The following is a 19,249-nucleotide window of genomic DNA, read 5'->3' as shown; positions in this document are numbered from 1 at the left end:
CGGTGTGACGGCCTGTCAGTCCGCGTTGGTGGGAGGGGAGGGGGGGACTGGAGGCGCGTCCGGGCCGCCCTGCTCGCGCTCGAGCTTGCGGTAGATGGTGCGCGCGGCGATGCCCAGCAGGCGGGCGGCGAGCGTCTTGTCCCCGCGGGTGTGGCGCAGGGTCTCGTGGATGACGCGCCTTTCAATCTCCTCCATGGGCGTCCCGATGGGGATGACCAGCTGTCCGGCGGAGCCCAGGGGCCCCTTGCGCACGGACTCCGGCAGGTCGCTGGCTTCCAGCACGTCCGTGCGGGCCAGCACCACGGCGCGCTCCACGGCGTGCTCCAACTCACGCACGTTGCCGGGCCACGCGTAGTTCTCCAGCACGCTCAGGGCGTCCGGGGAGAAGCCGCGCAGCACCTTGCCGTTCTTCGCGGAGAAGCGGCGCAGGAAGGCCTCCGCCAGGAGCGGGATGTCCTCGCGGCGCGACGCGAGCGCGGGCACGCGGATCTCCACCACGTGCAGGCGGTAGTAGAGGTCCTCGCGGAAGCGCCCTTCGGCGACCTCCTTCTGCAGGTCCTTGTTGGTGGCGGCGACCAGCCGCACGTCCACCTTCACCGTCTGCGTGCCGCCCAGCCGCTCCAGCTCTCCCTCCTGGAGCACGCGCAAGAGCTTCACCTGCGCGGAGAGAGGCATCTCGCCCACCTCGTCCAGGAAGAGGGTGCCTCCGCTGGCGCGCTCGAAGCGGCCCTCGCGGCGGGTGACGGCGCCGGTGTACGCGCCGCGCTCCACGCCGAAGAGCTCCGCCTCCAGGATGCTCTCTGGAATGGCGCCGCAGTTGACGGCGATGAAGGACTGCTTCGCCCGGGCGGAGTGCTCATGCAGCGCTCTGGCGGCCAGCTCCTTGCCGGTGCCGGATTCGCCCAGCAAGAGCACCGTCGCGGTGGAGGGCGCCGCCTGGCGGATGGTGTCCAGCATGGCTCGGAAGGCGGGGGACTGGCCCACCATGGCGCGCCCGCCCGCGGGGTTGATCTCCGCGAGCTTCGCCTTGAGGGAGGTGTTCTCCTGGACGAGGGCCTGCTTCTCCAGCGCCTTCTGCACGGCCTTCACCAGGGCGTGGCGCTTGAGGGGCTTGGTGATGAAGTCGTAGGCGCCGTCCTTCATGGCGGCCACGGCCGTCTCCACCGTGCCGTAGGCGGTCATCAGCACCACCTCCACGTCCGGGCGGATGGCGCGGCTGGCCTTGAGCAGTTCCTGGCCGTCCATGCCGGGCATCATCAGGTCGGTGACCATGACGCTGACCTCGGGGCGCCGGAGCATCTCCAGCGCCTCCGTGCCTTGCGCGGCGGACAACGTGGCGAAGCCTTCCCGCTGGAAGATGCGGGCGACGGAATCGAGGTTGGCGCGGTCGTCGTCGACGACCAGGACCGTGGGAGATGTCATGGGAGTGCGGGGCCTCTCAACACTGCCCTGCAATCTCCATTCCCATCAGGCCTGCTCTTCGTCCGGTTCCATGGGGCCGCCGCCCATGCGGCCAATGTCCTCGCGGCGCACCTTGTCCACGTTGAAGCGCAGGGCGCTGGTCAGCATGCGGCGCACGGTGGTTTCGAAGGTGGGAGCTGGGCCGTCCTTGCGAAAGCGCAGGAAGTTGAGCCGGGCGACGACGAAGTTCTTGAGGTAGGGGCTCTGGAGGCCGCGCTCCTTGAGGGCGTTGACGACGGCGACCACCGCGTCGTCCAGCTCCAGCAGCTGGTCCGCCTGGGCGTCGCGCACGGCCAGGGCCTGTGCCAGCGGCACGTCCTGGAAGCCGTCCACCACCTTGACGAAGGGGTGGTAGGCGCCCGCGGAGAAGCGGGGGCGCTTCTCGTAGGCGGCGCCCAGGGTGAGGAAGGAGGGCTCCTCGAAGAGGTGGGAGAAGGCGGACTCCTTGCCCTGGCGGTTCGCGCCGACGAGGCCCCGCGCCATGCGGATGACCTCCAGCGAGCGCTCCTTCAGGTTGTGGGCCTTCTCCGTGTTGAGGGCGAGGATTTGGTAGGCCACGTCCTCGTCCGGCAGGAGCAGCGCGACGATGGACTTCGCGCCCAGCAGCTTGCTGGCGTTGAGGCGGTGGTTGCCGTTGGGCGTCCAGTAGCGGCCGTTCATGCGCACCGCGATGACGGGGTCGAGGAAGCGGTCCAGGCGCTCCATGGCCGTGGCGAGTCGTTTGACGTGGGGCTCGGACAGGTCGCGCTGGTAGGGCGTGGGCTCCACCTTGTCGATGGGGAGCACGGCGAAGACGACGGGGTGTCCGCCCAGCGGGTCGCGGTAGACGGACAGCACCTGACCGCCGTCCTCGCGCACGGCCTGGAGGAGGGCGTCGGGGAAGGCCACGGCCTCGCTCGCGACTTCGGCCGCGCTCAGGCCCCGCGACTTCGGTTCGGCCTTCTTGCGGCGCGGCTTGCGAGGGGTGGCCGACTTCGACTTCGCGGGGGCGGACTTGCGAGCGGACTTCGCGGCCATGCGCACGGACCTCGTATCGTTGGGGGAGGAGGTCCGCGAGCGTAGGCGACCGGGCCGGGCTGGCTACGCGCCCGACACGGTGAGCTGTCGGAAGCGGACAGTGGGCGCGCCCACGCTGCCGCCCCGGAACTGGAGGTCGCTGCCCACCGCGTCCACGTCCTTCAACATCTGGAGGAGGTGGCCCGCGACAGTCACCTCCTGCACCGGGTGGGTCAGCTCACCGTTCTCGATCCAAAGGCCGTTGGCCCCGCAGGACATGTCCCCGGACACCGGATCCGCGCCGTGGCCCAGCAGGGCGGTGACGTAGAGGCCCTGGGGCACTTCGCGGATCAGCTCCTCCGGCGTCTTGGTGCCCTTCTCCAGGTAGAGGTTGGTGGTGCCGATGCCCGGCAGCGCGCTGTAGCCGCGCGACGCGTTGCCCGTGGTGCGCGCCTTCGCCTTGCGCGCGGTGAAGGCGTCGTAGAGGAAGGCGGACAGCACTCCCTGATCCAGGATGGGCGTGCGGCGCGTGGGGACGCCTTCGCCATCGAACGGCGCGGTGGCCAGGCCCCGGGGCAACAGGCCGTCATCCACCAGCGTGACGTGCTTGCCCGCGAGCCGCTTGCCCAGGTGGGGCGCGAGCACGCTGGACTGCTGGTACACGGCGTTGCCGTTGGCGGCCTGGGACAGGTTGCCCACGAAGCTCGCGGCCACCAGCGGGTCGAACACCACCGGCACCTGCTGCGTCTTCACCGGCTTCGCGCCCAGCATGCGCACGGCGCGCTTCGTGGCCTCGCGGCCGATGGACTCGGGCGACTCCAGGTCGTCCAGGAAGCGCTTGTAGTCCAGCCAGTAGCCCGTCTGGAGCTGTCCGTTCTGAGACGCCACCGGCACCGCGACCAGGTACACGTACGTGCCGGAGTAGCCGCCGGACGTGCCCTCACTGGACGCGAGGTACACCTCCGCCACGAAGTCGCCTGCGGACACGGAGTCGAAGGTGACGACGCGCGCGTCCTGGGCCCGGCCCGCGCGCTCCGCCTCCAGCGCGGCGTTGATCTTCCAGTCCCCGGGCAGGTTCGCGACCTTGGGGTCGAAGAGGATGCCGGTGTCCCCGCGCTTGCCCAGGTCCTTCGCGCCGGGCAGGCCGTTGAGCTTGTTGGGCGCGGCGGCCTCCGCCAGTTGCACGGCCAGGTCCACCACGCGCTCCAGACCCGCGGGCGTGAAGTCGGACGTGTACGCGAACCCCAGCCGGTCCTTCACGATGACCCGGATGCCCAGGCCCTTGCTGGTGGCCTCCGTGAGGTCCTCAATCTGCCCTTCGCGGACGCGCACGCTGCTCTGGCGGCCCACCTCCAGATACGCCTCCGCCTGCTTCGCGCCTTTCTTCACGGCGCGCTGAACGACCTTCTTCGCGAGCTGTTCGTAGTTCACGGTTGTCCTCAGCCGACCTTCGTTCCGCCCACGGTGACGTTGTCGATGCGCACGGTGGGCAGGCCCACCCCCACGGGCATCATCTGCCCGTCCTTCACGCAGACGCCCATGCCGGGGTCCGGCATCGGGTCGCAGCCCACGCGGCTGATGTTCTTCAGCGCCTCCGGCCCCACGCCAATCAGGATGGCGTTCTTCACCGGGCGGCCCAGCTTGCCGTCTTCAATCTGGTAGGCCTCGCTGACCTCGAAGACGAAGTTGCCGTTGCTGATGTCCACCTGTCCTCCGCCGAAGGTGGCGCAGTACAGCCCGCGCTTCACCTCCTTGAGGATGTCCTCCGGCGCGTGGTCTCCGGGCGCCAGGAAGGTGTTCGTCATGCGCGGCAGGGGCAGGCTCTTGAACGACTCCCGCCGGCCGCTGCCCGTGGAGCGCTGGTTCATCAGCTTCGCGTTGAGCTGATCATAGAGATAGCCCTTGAGGACGCCGTTCTCGATGAGGACCTTGCGCTCACCGGGCACGCCCTCGTCGTCGATGTTGATGGAGCCGCGCGCGCTGGACACCGTGCCATCGTCGATGACCGTCACCAGCTCCGAGGCCACCTTCTCCCCCAGCTTGCCCGCGAACAGCGACGTGCCCTTGCGGATGAAGTCCGCCTCCAGGCCGTGGCCCACGGCTTCGTGCAGGAGGATGCCGCTCCAGCCCGGCGCCAGCACCACCGTCTGCGGCCCCGCCACGCAGTCCACCGCGCCCAGCGTGGCGATGGCCTGGCGCGCGGCCTCCTCCGCCACGGACTCCGGCGTCACTCCGTCCCAGTAGCTGAAGGACACCCGGCCGCCGCTGCCGTACATGCCCGTGCGCCGCTCGCCGTTCTTTCCCAGCGCCACCACGTGCACGCTCATGCGGGACTGGTCCTGCGTGTCCTCGCTGAAGCGGCCGGTGGTGTTGGCCACGGCGATGCGCTTGGTTTGATCCACGTAGGACGCGTTCACCTGTTGGATGCGCGAATCGAAGGCGCGGGCCGCCGTGTCCGCGCGGGTGAGGAGCGCCGTCTTGCGCGCCACCGCCACGTCCTCCAGCGGCTGACCCACGCGGTAATGACTGGGCACCGGCACGCGCTTGACGGGGTAGGCGCGCTCGGAGCCGCCGCCCTGGGCAATCATCGCGGCGGTGCGCGCGGCGCGGACGAGCGCGGTCTCGTCCCAGTCGTCGGAGTAGGCGTAGCCCACCTTGGCCCCGGCGATGACCCGCACGCCCACTCCCTGGACCAGGCCCACCTGCGCGCTGCGGATGCGCTGCTCCTCCAGCACCACGGCGGTCGTGGACGTGCGCTCCACGTACACCTCCGCGAAGTCCGCGCCCCGGCCCATGGCTTCCGCCAGCAGACGTTCCAGGAGACCGGGGGGCAGGAGCGGGGAAGCGGCCGACTGCCTCGCGGCCGGGGGGGCGAGCTGGGCGGGACGGGCGCGCCGGGAGGACGCGAGGGCTCGGGGCATGGAGGGGCTCGGGGCTCTTGAGGAAGCGGGAATAGAGGAAACCTACATCGGAGACGGGATGCCGTGCGGGCCAACGAACCGGATTGAGCCTGTCTTCCCTGAAAGGAACGCTGGGAGCGCATTCCCACCGTGCGGTGGGCGCTCTAAGATGATCGCCGCTTCAACCTGGACCCATCCATGCCTCCTCGCCGTCCATCACCGTCATCGCGTTCGGGCACCGGCCGTTCGGCCGGAGGCGCGACGGCGGACCGCCGACCCAAAGCTCCCGCGGGGGGCGGCTCCCGCCGCGTCTCCGCCGTGCCGGATGAAGACTGGTCCGCGCCACTCTCCGGCGAAGACAGCCAGGACGGAGGAGACCCGGAGCTGTACGGCGACGCGGAGCCCGTTCGCTCGCGCACGGGCGAGACGCGCGTGGCCTCCATTGACGACGTGCGTCCGGAGGCGGAGGAGCCCGCCGAGGAGGAGGACAACTCCGAGACGACGCGCGCCGGCCCCCCGGTGCTGATGCTGGTGCTGGACGGCCCGGACAAGGGACGCAAGAAGCGCTTCAAGGGCGTGCGCATGGTGGTGGGGCGCAGCAAGGACTGCGACTTCGCCCTGGGCGACCAGACGGTGTCCCGGCGTCACCTGGAGCTCGTCTACGGCGAGAGCGGCGTGGTGATGCGCGATCTGGGCGGCATCTCCGGCACCCAGGTGAATGACCAGAAGGTCGACGAGTGCATCCTGAAGCACGGGGACGAAATCTCCGTGGGCAAGACGCGCCTGCGCTTCGTGGACGAGGGCGAGCTCATCAAGGAGATGCGCGCCAAGGCCGAGTCCGGCGAGTCGGATGAGAAGAAGGAGGAAAAGAGGGAGGAGAAGAAGGACCCGCGCCTGGATGAGAAGACCAACGCGAACTACAAGATCGCGGACCTGATGCGCGACGAGAAGGCGCGCAAGACGGGCGTGCCCCGTCCGCGTCCGGTGCGTTCGACGGCGCGCGAGGGCTTCAAGATCACCTTCAAGATGAAGGTGGGCGCGGCGGTGGGTGGCCTGGTGCTCCTGATGCTGATCGCCGGCCTGGCCATGTCCGGCGGGAACAAGCCGCCGCCCAAGCCGGTGGTGGACCCCAGCCAGGCGCGCGCGCAGGAGCTGATGCAGCGCGCTCGCGACAAGGTGCGCGACGGCGACTACCCGGACGCGGTGCGCTTCGCCCAGGAGGCGGAGAAGCTGCGCGTGGGCATCGACGTGGACGGCGTGGCCAAGGCGGCCCAGCAGCTCCAGGACATCATGGACGCCTTCCAGGCGACCCGGGACCTGATGGCGGAGAACCGCTACCCGGACGCGCGCGCGAAGCTGACCGGCACGCCGCAGGGCACGGCGCGCACGGACGAGGTGCGCAAGAAGCTGGAGGAGGAGCTGGACGCCAAGGAGCAGGCGTACACGCTGAGCCTCGTGGAGGCCGCGCTGACGGAGCGCCGTCCGGACGACGCGCGCACCCTCATCGCGGAGCTGCCGCAGGGCACGCGTTCGCTCTACGAGGAGAAGCTCACGGACCTGGTGAACCAGCTGGCCAAGGAGGCGCAGCAGGCCGCGCGGCAGGCGGGTGTCCGGCAGGCGGTGGCGGCGGAGAACGCCAAGCAGCGCCGCGCGGAGTTCGTGGCGGAGGCCTTCCAGGACGTGGAGCGCCGCTTCAACGGCGGGGACTTCCAGCGCGCGTCGCTGGAGGTGGACCGGGTGATGGACAAGTACCGGAGCGAGGCGGACATCCAGGCCCGCGCGCGCAACCTGAAGAAGCTCATCCCCCAGTTCCGCTCCGCCTTCGAAGAGGGCCAGAAGAAGTACGAGAACAACTCGCTGGAGGCCTCCGTGAAGCCGCTGCGCCGCGCGGTGGAGGTGTACCGGCAGATTGGCTTCGCGGGCTCGCTGGGCGACACGCTGGACAACGAGCTGGCCTCCGCGTCGGTGGCGGCGGGGCAGGCGGCCTTCAAGCGCAAGGAGTTCCCGCTGGCGGGCCGCAGCTTCCGAGAGGCACTGCGCCTCAACCCGGGTGACTCGCGCGCCCGCGACGGCCTGGACGAGCTGCAGAAGAAGGTGGAGGAGCTGTACCTGTCGGCGTACATCTCGCGCGACCGCGACCCCGCCCTGGCGACGGAGCAGTTCAAGATCGTCATCGAGTCCTCCGCGGAGGGCGCGGACGTGAAGCGCAAGGCGGAGATGGCGCTGAGCGACCTGCAGAAGGCCGGCGGTTCGTAGCGCGTAGCTTTTCGTCAAGGGGCCGCCGCCCGTGGGATGAGGGTGGGCGGCCTCTTTTCATGTATCCCTGTCACACCTGTCGTCGTGCGCGGTCTGGAGACACCGGATGAACGAGTCGTCGTTGCGTGAGCTGGGCATGGACCTGTTCGAGGAGCGCCAGTTCGAGCGCGCCCTCGCCGTCTTCGCGGAGGCCGTTCGCCGCGTGCCCGCGGACCACCGCTCGCGCATGCTGGCGTCCCGGTGTCTGGCGGAGCTGGGTGAGCGCGAGCGCGCCGTCACCGCGTACCACGCGTGCGCGGAGGGGCTGCTGCGCCGCGACTACCTCTTGAGCGCCATGGCCGCGTGCAAGCTGGCCCTGGAGCTGTCGCCGAACGAGCGCCGCCTGAAGGAGACGCTCTACCGCGTGCACTCGCGCGCCGCGCGCAGCGCCCCGGGCCGCGCCGCCGTGCCGCCGCCGCTGCCGCCGGAGCACCTGTACGACGGCAAGGTGGACACGGACCTGATGGGCCTGGTGGGCGAGGAGCTGTCCAACCGCGCCATTGAAGTGCTGGCCGCGCCGGACACCGGCGGCACCGCGGATCCGCAGAGCCGTCCGCCCCTGCCGCTGTTCGCGGACCTGGACCGGGACGCGTTCCTGGACCTGGTGGGGCGCATGGTGTGGCGCACCATCAAGCCGGAGGAGGTCATCAGCCGCGAGGGCGAGCCGGATGACCACCTGCACGTCATCGTCGCCGGCAAGGCGGAGGTGACGCGCCGGACGGACGGCGAGGACCGCACGCTGGGCTTCCTGGGCGGCGGCTCCATCTTCGGGGAGCTGGCGCTGCTCACGGGCGCGCCTCCCACCGCGTCGGTGACGGCGGTGTCGGACTCGGAGGTCTTCGAAATCCGCCGCGAGCACCTCAACGCGGTGGCGAAGAGCCACCCGGCGGTGCCGCAACTGCTGGCGGACTTCGCGCAGCAGCGCATGATGCGCAACCTGATGGCGAACTCGCCCCTGTTCCAGCAGCTGCCGGAGTCGGAGCGGGGCGCGTTCTTCCAGCGCTTCACCTTCCGCGCGCTGCAGCCCGGCGAGAGGGTCCTGGTGGAGGGCGAGTACTCCCAGGGCCTCTTCCTGGTGCTGGCCGGCGAGCTGACGGTGCAGAAGGAGGACCCGGCGGGCGGCATGGTGACGCTGGGCGTGCTGCGCGAGGGCGACGTGGCGGGAGAGATTTCACTGCTCACGGGCCTGAGGGCCACGGCCACGGTGTCCGTGACGCGCAAGACGGCGGCGGGGTGGCTCAAGCGCGAGGCCTTCCAGGAGCTGGTGACGTCCTTCCCCAACATCCGCACGTACCTGGAGCAGCTGTCCGACCGCCGCTTGAAGCAGATTGGCGAAGCGCTGCGCCCGCTCGAAATCATCGACGCGGACGACATGATGCTGGAGCCGGAGACCGGGGCCGCCTGAGATGGTGCTGACTCGAACCCGGGTGGTGAGCGGCATGGCGGCGGTGATCGCCGCGGCGCTCGTGTTGTTCCTCTGGCCGCGCGAGGAGCCGGGCGTGAAGGACGCCGTCACCCGGCGCATCATCGCGATGACGCGCTCGGCGGAGGAGAAGGACGTGGGCGGGGTGATGGAGGGCGTGTCCGAGCGCTTCAAGACGAAGGACGGCTGGAGCAAGCAGGACGTGCGCGGCATCCTGGCCGCGCAGGTGCTGCGGGGCCAGTGGGTCCGCATCTTCACCACCGACATCGACGTGCACGAAGTGTCGCCCACGCAGGGTGACTTCCAGGCGCGCTTCATCTTCGGCCGCTCGGAGGCGGACAAGCTGGAGGACCTGGCGAAGGACAGCGTCCTCAACGCCTACGCCATCGAGGGCACCTTCGAGAAGGAAGAGGATGGCGAGTGGCGCGTGGTGAAGGCGAAGCAGCGCCAGTTGGACCCCTCGGAGCTGCTCTAGCGCGTCACCGCTTCGGGGGACTGCTGCTGGAAGAGCGGCCCTGCCTCCGTGAGCCAGGCCTTGGCCATGGCGGGCTGGCCGCTGGTCTCCAGGCGCTTCTTGATGTCGTTGGCGCGCGTGGCCAGCTGCTCCACGGGCGCGCCCTGGGCGCGGGCGCGCACGAGTGAGAAGTAGTGCTGCTGGCACCCGGAGGCGAACTCGCCCTGGGCGAAGAGCAGCTCGCCCAGCGCCGCGTACGCCTCCGGCATGCTGCCCGCGCCCGTCTCCGGAGCCACGGCGGTGAGCAGCGACTTCGCGCCGTCGAAGTCCTTGCGTGCGAGCAGCAGCGCGCCCTTGGCGTACTGCGCCCGCGCCAGCCCCACGCCGCGCGCCGAGAGCGCCTTGTCGTAGGCCGCGAGCGCGTCGTCCTGACGTCCGGCCGCCTCCATCACACCGCCGCGCGTGAGCCAGTACCGGTCGTCCCGGTCCAACGCGGGCAGCTCCTTGCCGTCCGCGGTCCGCACCTTCACCTCGCGGAAGGTCTTCTCGTAGGCGTCCAGCATGGCCAGCGCGCCTTCTCCGTCGCCCTGGGCCTGGAGCAGCCGCGCGCCCTCCAGCGTCAGGAGCGGCGCGGTGGGCCGCTTGGCCGCCGCCGCCTCGAAGGCCTGGCGGGCGTCCGGGGCGCGCTTCACCGCGAGCGCACGGCCCCGGGTGAAGAGGGCGTAGTGCTCGTCCGGCCAGGCCTTGAGCGCCGCGTCCACGTGGGTGAGCGCCTCGTCCGGGGAGCCCTTCGCCAGCGCGACCTCCGCCTGGGCCACCGCCATGCGGGCCTGGAGCGCGGGCGTCAGCTCCTTGCCGCGCGAGCGCACCTCCTCCAGCAACGCCGTCACACCGTCCGGAGGCCGCCCCGCGTACAGCTGCGCCAGGGCGGACGTCACCCGCGACAGCAGGTGGTCCGGGTTCGCGGTGGTGGCGCGCGAGAAGGCCTCCACGGCCTGGGGGAACATCCCCTCGTCGAGCAGCGCTTCACCGTAGGCCACGGAGAAGCGCGGATCCTTCCAGGCCCCTTCCGCCGCGCGCGCGAAGGCCTGGCGGGCCTCCGAGAGGTGCCCCTCCTTCTGCAGCAGCCGCGCCTGGGCCAGCGTCAGCCGGGGGCTGTTGGCGCCCTGGGACTTGAGCTCCTCCAGCAGCTTGTGCGCCTCCGCCGTCTGCCCCGAGCCCACGAGCAGCAGCGCCCGGGCGCCGTAGCGCTCACCGGAGCGCGAGCCCAGCGTCTCCGCGCGCTCCAACTGTTCGCGCGCCTTCGCTTCCGCGCCGGGCTGGTGGTGGGTGAGCCACAGCTCCGCCTGGAGGTCCGCGGCCAGCGCCCGCGCGTCGCGCGAGTCCGGCGCGAGCGCGAAGAGGGCCTCCAGGTTCTGCTGCGCCATGGCCAGGTCGCTGGGGTTGCCCTTCAGCACGGCGGAGCGCGCCGTGCGCAGGTGGGCGTCCACTTCCTGGCGCACCTGCCCCTGGTGCACGTACCAGGCGACACCCGCGGCGAGCAGCGCGGCGACGGCGCCAATCTGGGCCAGGGCGCTGCCCAGTCCCTCGCGACGCTTCCAGTCACCGCGGCCCGACGTTTCCATGGGGGTGGCCTCACGCGCAAAGATTGAAGATTTTCAGACAGTTATGCGAAGTAGGACGGGCATGGACAGATAGGTCCGGCCCCCTGGGGTGTCAACGGGTGGGGGCAGCACGCACGCGGGGGCGGCACGCCCCGGAGGCACGTCATGGCCGTCTACACGACACTTCCCCCCGAGGCCTTCACCCACGTGGCGGAAGTCTGGGGCCTGGGGGCGGTGCGCTCCATCACGCCGATTCCCCAGGGCTCCATCAACACCAACCACCGGCTGGAGACGGACTCAGGCCGCGTCTTCGTGCGCCACACGACGGTGCGCTCGCCGGACGACCTGCGCTTCGAGGCGTCCCTGTTGGATCACCTGTCCCAAGCGCACTTCCCCGCGCCGGTGCTGCTGGTGCCTCCGGGGCCCACGCCCTTCCTGGAGCTGCACGGCGGGCGGATCAGCGTCTTCAAGTGGCTGGCCGGCGAGGAGTACACCCGCGAACGCCTCACGCCGGAGGTGCTGGAGCGCCTGGGCGCCGAGCTGGGCAAGCTGCACCGGGTGACGCAGTCCTTCGGGGGCACGCGCGCGAACCCCTACGGCCCCGGCGTGGTGAAGGGCTGGCTGGAAGGCCTGTCCCAGCGGCCGGAGCCGGAGCTCGTCTCGGTGGCGGCGGAGCTGGAGCGGTACCTTGCGCGCGTGGAAGCCGAGCGCCAGGGACTGGAGCCCCGGGGCGTCATTCACGCGGACCTCTTCCTGGACAACGTGAAGTGGCTGGGCGACCGCGTGGGCGCCTTCTTCGACTTCGAGATGGCGTGCGTGGATGCGTACGCGCTGGACGTGGCCGTCACCCTCAACGCGTGGTGCTTCGAGGGGGCGTACCAGCCGGAGCGGTGCCAGGCGCTGCTGCGCGGCTACCAGGACGCGCGGCCGCTGTCGGACGTGGAGAAGCGGGCGCTGTACGGCCACGCCCTCTACGGCGCGGTGCGCTTCACCACCAGCCGCATCCGCGACTACCACCTGTCCCCGCTGGGCGCGGACAAGCTCGCGCCCAAGGACTTCCGCACCTACCTGTCCCGCGCGCGGGCCCTGAATGACATGGGCCCGGACGGGTTGAAGGCGCTCGTGGGCGTCTGACTGCTAGATGCCGGAGAGGATCTTCCAGTCGCCGCCGACCTTCTGGAACACCATCTGCTCCAGCTCCGAGTCCGACTGGGGCCGGGCGTTGAGGCCGGGCATGCGCCAGGACGCGTTCCAGTAGTAGATGGCGAGCGCGACGTCGTCCTCGCGGAACTCCACGCGGCGGATGTTGAAGTCCACCTTGGGGTTCTGCAGCTTCTGGAAGAGGGACCGGAGGTGGGACTCGAGGTTGACGGCGGTGAGGTCGTCCGACGGGTCGTCCGGGGTGCCGCCGTCGTCGCGGAACTTCGGGGACACCAGCGCCTGGATGGCTTTCGCGTCGCGGGCCTCCAGGGCGGCGCGATACTTCTCCATCACGGAGAGGATGGCGCGGGTTTCACCGGTGTCTTCCAGCTCGGTGCCGGGGATGCGCTTCGGGGCGCATGCGGCCAGGAAGAAGACGGCGCAGAGGGCGAGGAAGCGGTTGTGCATGGCGGGGCCTTATGGGTTCAACCGCATTTGTGTCAACCCATTCCCCGGCCCCGCCGCCCTCCGTGCGCTTTGACTATTTGGCGCGGATGACTTCAGCGATGAAGCGGTTGAGCACGGGCAGCTCGCCGTCGAGGATCTTGAGGCCCTCCGTCTTGATGAGCGGCTCGGCAATCATCGCCACCGGCTTGAGCAGGAAGGGCACCTTGAGCGACAGCTCGCCCTCCATCTTGCGCTCCGTCTGGCCATTGCCCAGGTCGCGCAGCTTCAGCACGCCCGTGTTCACCAGCATCTTGGAGATGGTGTGGGACGTGGGCGTGTTGGTGAACGTGAGCTGCTTGGTGCGCTTGTCGTAGGTGGACGTCTCGATGAAGGCGAACCACTCCGGCGACACCTTCTTGGGGCCTACGGAGGAGATGACGGGCTTGGGGCGGTAGCGCACCTTGCGGTGCACGCGGTCACCGTCGACGCGCACCTCCTGGGGCTGCAGCTCCAGCAGCACGCCGTGGTGCTGGAGGAGATACGGAAAGTAGCGCTCGTCCAGCAGCGCGCGCTCCACTTCGTCCACCGTCCCCTGGATGTACTGCGTCTTCTCGAAGTGCATGCCCCATCCACCTTTCCGTCGATGCGTGAGTCGTCTCTGCGCAGGGGCCCGCGTCTAGCGGAAAGCCTGACGCGGCACCAGGGGCCCGCGATAGGCCGTCTGCTCGAAGTCACAACGGGCCTGCCACTCGGAGGCCGACGCACGGAAGGCGGCCCCGTAGTCCGGCAGCGCGCCCACTTCATGCCGCACGGCGCCGCAGTCGCCCGCCAGGTAGGCGGCCTCGATTCGCAGCCGCGTGGCTTCCCGGCGGATGGCCTCCGGGAGGGTGGTGTCCGAAAGAGCGCGTTGGAGCTGGTCGCCCGCGAGCGCCGGGGCCCCCACCTGATGCAGCCGCCGCCCCAGCAGGTAGTGCAGCCATGGATCCATCGGCGAAGCGAGGAGGGCGCGGTCCAGCAGCAAGAGGCGCAGCTCCTCCTGCGGCGCGCGGAAGTACGCCTCGATGGGCGTGCGGCGCGAAGGCGTCTCCAGCGCGGCCAGCTTCACCTGGGCGGTGCGCGTGAGCTCCGGCCCCGGATCCAACGCGAGCGCGGCCTGGAGGAAGGCGCGCGAACCCTCCACGTCCTCCAGGTGGAGGGCCACGTCGGCGCGGGCCACGGCCACCTCCGCGGCGAGCGCGGGCCGGTCCTTCACCTGCTCCGCGAGCGTGGCCAGCACCTTCGCCGCGTCGGGCCCGCGCTCCAGGGCGTCCAGGGCCACGGCCTGGCCCAACTGGTAGGACGGCTCCTCCGGCTGGAGCCGGGCGGCGCGCTGGTAGCGCTGGAGCGCGTCCTGCGGGTCGCTGGCGAGCGATTCGCGGGCGGAGTCCGACAGGCGGGCCACCTCGCGGGCGCAGGCGCGGGTGAAGAGGCTGCCGGTGCGGAAGCGGGCGAAGGCGCGCGCGAGCGCGGACGCGTCCAGGGGCAGCGCGTCCAGGGTGCGCTCCCACTCGGTGACGAGCTCGTCCAGGGGCCGGCCGTAGGCCTCGTTGAAGTCCGCGTGCGCGTAGACGGCGCGCAGCCGGTCCGCGCCGTAGGTGTCCGCCAGGTAGCGCAGGAACGAACCCGCCACGGTGTACGCGCGCGCCGGGGCGGACTGGTAGAAGCCCTTGGGCCCCATGAGGTCGCGCATGTCCGGGGCCAGTCCCTGCCGGCGCATGCCCGCGGCCCACTGGTGCAGGGTGAGCTCGCCCTGGACGGGGTCGTCCGCGGCCACCGCGAGCCCTTCAATCACGCCCATCAGCGGCCACACGCCCAGCCGGGTGGTGACGCGGAAGAAGCCGGAGCCCGCGGGGCCCGCCATCACGTGCGCCAGCTCATGGTGCAGCGTGGAGTGGGGGAAGGGCTTGTCCTGGATGTGCAGCTCCGTGCGCCAGGGCTTGGCGAACTGGGTGCGGCCGGCGCCCACCAGCCGCTGCTTCTCCTCCTCGGAGCGGTAGAGCCACACGCGCACGCGCTCCGTGGGGGCCACGCCCAGGAAGCCCGACGTCTGGGTGAAGCGGAACTCCAGGTCGCGGGCCATGCGGTCCACGTCCTGGCGCGCCTTGCCGCGCGGGTAGTGCAGGACGAAGTGCTCCGTCTCCCGCACGCCGCCCAGCTGTTCAGAGAGGTACGCGTCGCTCATCCGCAGGCCCAGCTGCGGCGCGCGGGACTCCAGCCAGAGGATTCCCAGGACACAGGGGAGCACCAGCCCCAGCAGGCCACCGGGGCGCGCGCCCTTCAGCGCCAGGCGCCCGGTGCGCACGTCCAGGAGCGCCATGGCGAGCCCCGCGAAGACGCCCACCCACAGGAGCGTCTCCAGTCGGAACCAGCCCAGCGCGGCCGTCATCTGGAGGGCCTCGTCGTAGAGCGGGCCGGGCAGGTGGCCCAGGAAGATGTTGAAGGCGAACACCTGGGGCCCGAAGACGATGGGCCACACCGTCACCGCCAGTGAGGCGAGGAGGAGCAGGGCGTACAGGCCCGCCGCGCCCCGGGGCCGGGCGGTCGCGAAGCCCAGGAGCACGCCCGCCGCGGAGGCCACCAGGGCGGAGGGGATGGTCAGCAGGGGGTAGAAGCCCGCCAGTTCGAAGGGGTCGCACGCGGTGCGAAGCCGGGCGAAGAGCAGGGCGCACACGAAGGGGGGGACGAGCACCCCCAGGTTCAGGACGGCGCTGGCGCCCAGGGCCCGGCCCACGGCGGTTCCGGGCAGGGCGGACGCTTCCACCCGGGCGGGCAGGGGGGCGGCGCCCGTGAGGATGCGGCGCTCCTGGGCGGCGGCGGCGATGCCTGTCCCACCTCCGAGCAGGCCGACGGCGATGGACAGGGCCAGGCCCAGTTCGAAGCCGGGAACCCCGAAAAGGGGGAGGAGGACAAGGGCCGACCCCCCACCGCCAAGCAGCAGCACGGTGGCCAGGACGGCTGGACGGCCCAACAGTGCACGGGCACGGGGGAGGACTTGCCGCATGGCGTCCCCTATACTCCCCGGCCGCATGTCCGAACAGAAGAGCGGATCCGAACTGCGCACCCACGGTCGTGCGCCCATCGAGCTGAAGGTCGACTACAAGAAGCTCAATTCGTTCTTCGCTGACTACACGAAGAACATCAGCAAGGGCGGCACGTTCATCAAGACGAAGAAGCCGCTGCCCATTGGCACGCGCTTCCTCTTCAAGTTGACGGTGCCGCACCGAGAGGCACCTTTCGAATTGCTGGGCGAAGTCGTCTGGTCCAAGGCCGACGCGGAGGAGCCCGGCATGGGCATCCGCTTCATCTACAGCAGCGAGTCCCAGCGCGTGGACTTCGAGACGCTGGTCGAGCGGCTCATGTCGGACAGCCTGGGCTCCGAGCTGACCGAGAAGCTGCTCAACAAGCCCCTGCATCCCCAGCATCCATGAAGCTGCGCCTCACGTTCGTCCTGGCGGCGCTGGCCTTCGCGGGCGGCGCGTGTCAGGAAGCGCCCGCCGCGCCTCCGAAGCCCGCCGCGCCCGCTCCGGCGCGTCCCCGGTCCAAGGACGTGTCGGCGGAGGACTACGTGATGCCGACCCTGCCGCGCGCGCACGTGCGGCTGAAGGATGCCTACGGTGGTGTGCACCGCGTGGAGGTGGAGGTGGCCGCCACGGGCGAGTCGCGCACGCGCGGGCTCATGTGGCGCAAGGCGCTGCCGGCCGGGCAGGGCATGCTCTTCATCTTCCCGGATGAAGAGGTGCGCGGCTTCTGGATGCGCAACACGCTCATCCCATTGGACATGTTGTTCATCACGTCCGAGGGCCGCGTCGTGGGCATCATCGAGAACGCGGAGCCACGCACGCTGACGAACCGCACGGTGGGCATCCCCAGCCAGTACGTGCTGGAGGTGCCGGGCGGCTGGTGCCAGAAGAACGGCATCGTCCGCGGCGGCACCGCGGAGTTCGAGGGCGTCAGCACCATTCCCATCATGCCGTGACGCAACGGGGGCCGGTGATGCGCGTTTGTCGCGCGCCCGGTTTGCCCGTGATGAAGAAGTGACGCGCTGCTCAAGGTAGCGCCACGCTGCCTCCGCAGGATTCGCGCCGCGCGTCGAAGCGCGCGCCACCTTCTGGAGGATGCACTGCATGGCTTCTCGTCTTTTGAGCCGCGCCACTGGCGCGATGCTCCTGCTTGGCACCGCGACGTGGGTGGGTTGCGAGGGAGACTCGGGTCCCGCGGGCGCGGAAGGCCCCAAGGGTCAGGACGGTCAGGATGGTGCCCAGGGACCGGCAGGTGAGCCGGGCAATCCGGGCCCTGGTACCCAGGGACAGCCGGGGCCGGGGGCCACGGCGCGCGCGCCGGGCGTGGAGTCCAGCACGCCGCTGTCGTCCGTCATCGCCGTGACGTTCCGGGGAGACCTGGGCACGGGCGCGACCAACGTGGCGGAGTACGTGAAGGCGCGCGTGGAGCAGGTCGTCACGGGGAAGCTGCCCTCGCCGCTGGTGTTCCCGCTGTCATCCGCGTCCACGGACACGGTGCGTTCAGTGCCAGGGCTGTATCCGACCACGGTCATCAAGTGGATGGATCCGCTGGCCTTCGCGAAGGGCGGGGCGCGCTTCGGCGCGAACGTGGACTACATCGCCTTCTTCGGGGACGGCTGGTCGCAGGACGGACGCGCGCCGCAGTACCACGGGCAGGCCGCGGCCGGCTGGATGTGGATCAACCACGAATACATCTCCGGCACGAAGCCGCGCGTGGGCACGGCGCCCATCGGCCAGCACCTGGACTTCGCGCGCTTCCTGCGCAACACGGGCACGCTCTCCAACACGGTGGCGGACGGCACGCAGTGGCAGGCGGACGCGCTCGTCTCCTACAACCGCGAATGGAAGAAGCAGGTGGGCGGCACCTGGATGCGAGTGGTGCAGGACCCCGCGACGGGCGGCTGGGCGGTGGACCGCAACGCGGCCAACGTGCGCTACGACGCCTCCAGCGCCACGCTGGCGAAGGTGGTGGGTGTGACGCTCTCCGGCGAGGAGCATGACGACTCCGGCGCGGCGCTGGTGGCGGGCGTGGTGCCCGGCACGCACTCCAACTGCTCCGGTGGCCAGACGCCGTGGGGCACGGTCATCGTCGGCGAGGAGAACGTCCAGGGCGTCTACGGCGATCCGGAGGCCGCGCTGTGGACGGGGAAGAACGACTGGATTCCAGCGGCGGTGGGCTTCGCTCCGGGGGCTCCGCTCGCGCCTGATTTCTCCGCTCCGGCGGAGGGCGACATGATCAGCGGGGACCGCGACTCCACGCACCTGAAGGATGGCTACGGCTACCTGACGGAGGTGGATCCAGGCCAGCCGGCGGACCTCTGGTACGGCAAGGACGCGGAGAAGCCGGGCGCGGGCCACCGCAAGCTGGGCGTGATGGGCCGCGCGCACTGGGAGAATGCGACCTTCGTGGTGGACGCGGACTGGAAGCTGCTCGCGAACCAGCCCGTGGTCATCTACGGCGGCGATGACCGGCGCGGCGGGCGCATCTTCAAGTTCGTGTCGCAGGGCAAGTACGCGCCGGGGATGACGAAGGCGCAGGTGCGCGCGCTGCTGGACGCGGGCACGCTCTACGCGGCGCACTTCGCGGGCCTGGACAACGCGACGGGCGACACGCTGGTGGGCGGCGTTGTGCCCACGGACGCGGTGCCGGGCCACGGCCGGTGGATCCAACTGGGCATGGACAGCACGGACCTGGCGCCGAACGGTGCGGCCTTCGGCCAGCCGACGCTCCAGGTGGGCGCGGCGCTGCGTGACGCGAACCACAACGCGATGGGTGGCTTCGTCAACGACGACCAGGTGCGCAAGCTCTTGTGGACGGCGGCGAACAAGGTGGGCGTGATGGAACTCAACCGCCCCGAGGACACGGAGTGGAACCCGAAGGACCCCAGCGGCACGCCGCTGCTCTACGTGGCCTTCACCGAGCACGGTGACCCCACGGCGTTGGATCAACAGGGCCGGGTGGCCACCGCCGAGCTGAAGGACGGCGCGTGGGTGAAGAAGGATCGCGGCGCGCAGGACAACCGCGCGGTGGACAAGGTGGGCTCCATCTTCGCCATCCGTGAGGCGGATCCGGCGGCGCCCGCGGGCTCGAAGACGTTCGACTTCTTCCGAGTGTGGAAAGGAGAGGGGGCGGCCACCAGCGCGGCGCCTGAGTTCGCGGCGGCCAAGCCGGACAACCTGGTCATCGACCGCGAGGGCGGCGTGTGGTTCGGCACGGACGGCAACTTCGGGGTCAACAAGGTCGCGGACGGCATCTTCTACCTGGACCAGGCCCCCGCGCACCGTGACAGCCCGTACTTCCGCAAGGCGTTCCGAGTGCTCTCCATGCCGAGCGACGCGGAGGCCACGGGCCCGGCGTTCAACGCGGACATGACCAGCCTGTTCGTCAGTGTCCAGCACCCGGGCGAGGACAGCTTCAGCGTCTGGCCGTAGTCGTCGTTCCTTTCAATGGTCCACGAAGACGGAGCCTG

Annotated in this window: 15 protein-coding genes; 7 read left to right on the top strand and 8 right to left on the bottom strand. The window is 70.5% G+C overall.

All coding sequences use genetic code 11. From position 1 onward, the window contains the following. Positions 1-15: 15 nt before the first annotated feature. The 4 genes from D7Y04_RS16680 to D7Y04_RS16665 all read right to left on the bottom strand — a co-directional run bounded on the left by D7Y04_RS16680 (position 16) and on the right by D7Y04_RS16665 (position 5,378). Positions 16-1,422, bottom strand: a complete 1,407-nt coding sequence (locus D7Y04_RS16680) for a sigma-54 dependent transcriptional regulator (RefSeq protein WP_121759963.1) — start codon at positions 1,420-1,422, stop codon at positions 16-18. Positions 1,423-1,467: 45 nt separating this feature from the next. After that, positions 1,468-2,478 (bottom strand): ParB/RepB/Spo0J family partition protein, encoded by a 1,011-nt coding sequence (locus D7Y04_RS16675; RefSeq protein ID WP_121759962.1) that lies wholly within the window; start codon positions 2,476-2,478, stop codon positions 1,468-1,470. A gap of 63 nt (positions 2,479-2,541) precedes the next feature. After that, a complete protein-coding gene (locus D7Y04_RS16670; RefSeq protein ID WP_121759961.1) occupies positions 2,542-3,888 on the bottom strand; it encodes a TldD/PmbA family protein in 1,347 nt (448 codons plus the stop codon). An 8-nt stretch (positions 3,889-3,896) separates the two neighbouring features. Then, entirely contained in the window at positions 3,897-5,378 is a 1,482-nt protein-coding gene (locus tag D7Y04_RS16665; RefSeq protein WP_121759960.1) for a TldD/PmbA family protein, read from the bottom strand. Between the two features lie 177 nt (positions 5,379-5,555). Here D7Y04_RS16665 and D7Y04_RS16660 point away from each other — a divergent pair, with 177 nt between their 5' ends. From D7Y04_RS16660 to D7Y04_RS16650, 3 genes are all read left to right on the top strand, one after another. Beyond that, positions 5,556-7,613: an FHA domain-containing protein gene (locus tag D7Y04_RS16660; protein ID WP_121759959.1), complete on the top strand. Its 2,058-nt coding sequence runs from the start codon at positions 5,556-5,558 to the stop codon at positions 7,611-7,613. A 106-nt stretch (positions 7,614-7,719) separates the two neighbouring features. After that, entirely contained in the window at positions 7,720-9,057 is a 1,338-nt protein-coding gene (locus D7Y04_RS16655; RefSeq protein WP_120580043.1) for a cyclic nucleotide-binding domain-containing protein, read from the top strand. 1 nt (position 9,058) lies between these two features. Then, the gene (locus D7Y04_RS16650) at positions 9,059-9,550 is read left to right on the top strand and encodes a hypothetical protein (RefSeq protein ID WP_120597348.1); all 492 of its coding nucleotides are present in this window, start codon (positions 9,059-9,061) and stop codon (positions 9,548-9,550) included. Here D7Y04_RS16650 and D7Y04_RS16645 read toward each other — a convergent pair. Next, positions 9,547-11,154 (bottom strand): tetratricopeptide repeat protein, encoded by a 1,608-nt coding sequence (locus tag D7Y04_RS16645; RefSeq protein WP_120597347.1) that lies wholly within the window; start codon positions 11,152-11,154, stop codon positions 9,547-9,549. The genes D7Y04_RS16650 and D7Y04_RS16645 overlap by 4 nt on opposite strands. A gap of 144 nt (positions 11,155-11,298) precedes the next feature. Here D7Y04_RS16645 and D7Y04_RS16640 point away from each other — a divergent pair, with 144 nt between their 5' ends. After that, the gene (locus D7Y04_RS16640) at positions 11,299-12,267 is read left to right on the top strand and encodes a homoserine kinase (RefSeq protein ID WP_121759958.1); all 969 of its coding nucleotides are present in this window, start codon (positions 11,299-11,301) and stop codon (positions 12,265-12,267) included. Between the two features lie 3 nt (positions 12,268-12,270). On the opposite strand, the gene D7Y04_RS16635 is transcribed toward D7Y04_RS16640, so the two are convergent. The 3 genes from D7Y04_RS16635 to D7Y04_RS16625 form a co-directional block, all read right to left on the bottom strand. Beyond that, a complete protein-coding gene (locus D7Y04_RS16635; protein WP_120597345.1) occupies positions 12,271-12,741 on the bottom strand; it encodes a nuclear transport factor 2 family protein in 471 nt (156 codons plus the stop codon). Between the two features lie 73 nt (positions 12,742-12,814). Beyond that, positions 12,815-13,342 (bottom strand): hypothetical protein, encoded by a 528-nt coding sequence (locus D7Y04_RS16630; protein ID WP_120619842.1) that lies wholly within the window; start codon positions 13,340-13,342, stop codon positions 12,815-12,817. A 54-nt stretch (positions 13,343-13,396) separates the two neighbouring features. Continuing rightward, the gene (locus D7Y04_RS16625; protein ID WP_199749681.1) at positions 13,397-15,760 is read right to left on the bottom strand and encodes a hypothetical protein; all 2,364 of its coding nucleotides are present in this window, start codon (positions 15,758-15,760) and stop codon (positions 13,397-13,399) included. Between the two features lie 25 nt (positions 15,761-15,785). On the opposite strand from D7Y04_RS16625, the gene D7Y04_RS16620 reads away from it, so the two are divergent. The 3 genes from D7Y04_RS16620 (at position 15,786) to D7Y04_RS16610 (ending at position 19,211) form a co-directional block, all read left to right on the top strand. Further along, entirely contained in the window at positions 15,786-16,187 is a 402-nt protein-coding gene (locus D7Y04_RS16620; RefSeq protein WP_043321926.1) for a TIGR02266 family protein, read from the top strand. Continuing rightward, a complete protein-coding gene (locus tag D7Y04_RS16615) occupies positions 16,184-16,735 on the top strand; it encodes a DUF192 domain-containing protein (protein WP_199749680.1) in 552 nt (183 codons plus the stop codon). The genes D7Y04_RS16620 and D7Y04_RS16615 overlap by 4 nt, the downstream gene beginning before the upstream one ends. 148 nt (positions 16,736-16,883) lie before the next feature. Then, positions 16,884-19,211, top strand: a complete 2,328-nt coding sequence (locus D7Y04_RS16610; RefSeq protein WP_147477123.1) for an alkaline phosphatase PhoX — start codon at positions 16,884-16,886, stop codon at positions 19,209-19,211. Positions 19,212-19,249 lie beyond the last annotated feature (38 nt).

The organism is Corallococcus sp. AB038B, from assembly GCF_003668955.1.
In the GTDB taxonomy this organism is placed as follows: domain Bacteria; phylum Myxococcota; class Myxococcia; order Myxococcales; family Myxococcaceae; genus Corallococcus; species Corallococcus exiguus.
This window is presented reverse-complemented; position numbering and strand designations above follow the sequence as displayed.

What these genes read in the sequence shown, in the direction of transcription:
- D7Y04_RS16680 (WP_121759963.1), bottom strand. Translation starts at nt 1,422, where the DNA reads ATGACATCTCCCACGGTCCTGGTCGTCGACGACGACCGCGCCAACCTC.
- D7Y04_RS16675 (WP_121759962.1), bottom strand. Translation starts at nt 2,478, where the DNA reads ATGGCCGCGAAGTCCGCTCGCAAGTCCGCCCCCGCGAAGTCGAAGTCG.
- D7Y04_RS16665 (WP_121759960.1), bottom strand. Translation starts at nt 5,378, where the DNA reads ATGCCCCGAGCCCTCGCGTCCTCCCGGCGCGCCCGTCCCGCCCAGCTC.
- D7Y04_RS16660 (WP_121759959.1), top strand. Translation starts at nt 5,556, where the DNA reads ATGCCTCCTCGCCGTCCATCACCGTCATCGCGTTCGGGCACCGGCCGT.
- D7Y04_RS16655 (WP_120580043.1), top strand. Translation starts at nt 7,720, where the DNA reads ATGAACGAGTCGTCGTTGCGTGAGCTGGGCATGGACCTGTTCGAGGAG.
- D7Y04_RS16650 (WP_120597348.1), top strand. Translation starts at nt 9,059, where the DNA reads ATGGTGCTGACTCGAACCCGGGTGGTGAGCGGCATGGCGGCGGTGATC.
- D7Y04_RS16645 (WP_120597347.1), bottom strand. Translation starts at nt 11,154, where the DNA reads ATGGAAACGTCGGGCCGCGGTGACTGGAAGCGTCGCGAGGGACTGGGC.
- D7Y04_RS16640 (WP_121759958.1), top strand. Translation starts at nt 11,299, where the DNA reads ATGGCCGTCTACACGACACTTCCCCCCGAGGCCTTCACCCACGTGGCG.
- D7Y04_RS16635 (WP_120597345.1), bottom strand. Translation starts at nt 12,741, where the DNA reads ATGCACAACCGCTTCCTCGCCCTCTGCGCCGTCTTCTTCCTGGCCGCA.
- D7Y04_RS16630 (WP_120619842.1), bottom strand. Translation starts at nt 13,342, where the DNA reads ATGCACTTCGAGAAGACGCAGTACATCCAGGGGACGGTGGACGAAGTG.
- D7Y04_RS16625 (WP_199749681.1), bottom strand. Translation starts at nt 15,760, where the DNA reads ATGCGGCAAGTCCTCCCCCGTGCCCGTGCACTGTTGGGCCGTCCAGCC.
- D7Y04_RS16620 (WP_043321926.1), top strand. Translation starts at nt 15,786, where the DNA reads ATGTCCGAACAGAAGAGCGGATCCGAACTGCGCACCCACGGTCGTGCG.
- D7Y04_RS16615 (WP_199749680.1), top strand. Translation starts at nt 16,184, where the DNA reads ATGAAGCTGCGCCTCACGTTCGTCCTGGCGGCGCTGGCCTTCGCGGGC.
- D7Y04_RS16610 (WP_147477123.1), top strand. Translation starts at nt 16,884, where the DNA reads ATGGCTTCTCGTCTTTTGAGCCGCGCCACTGGCGCGATGCTCCTGCTT.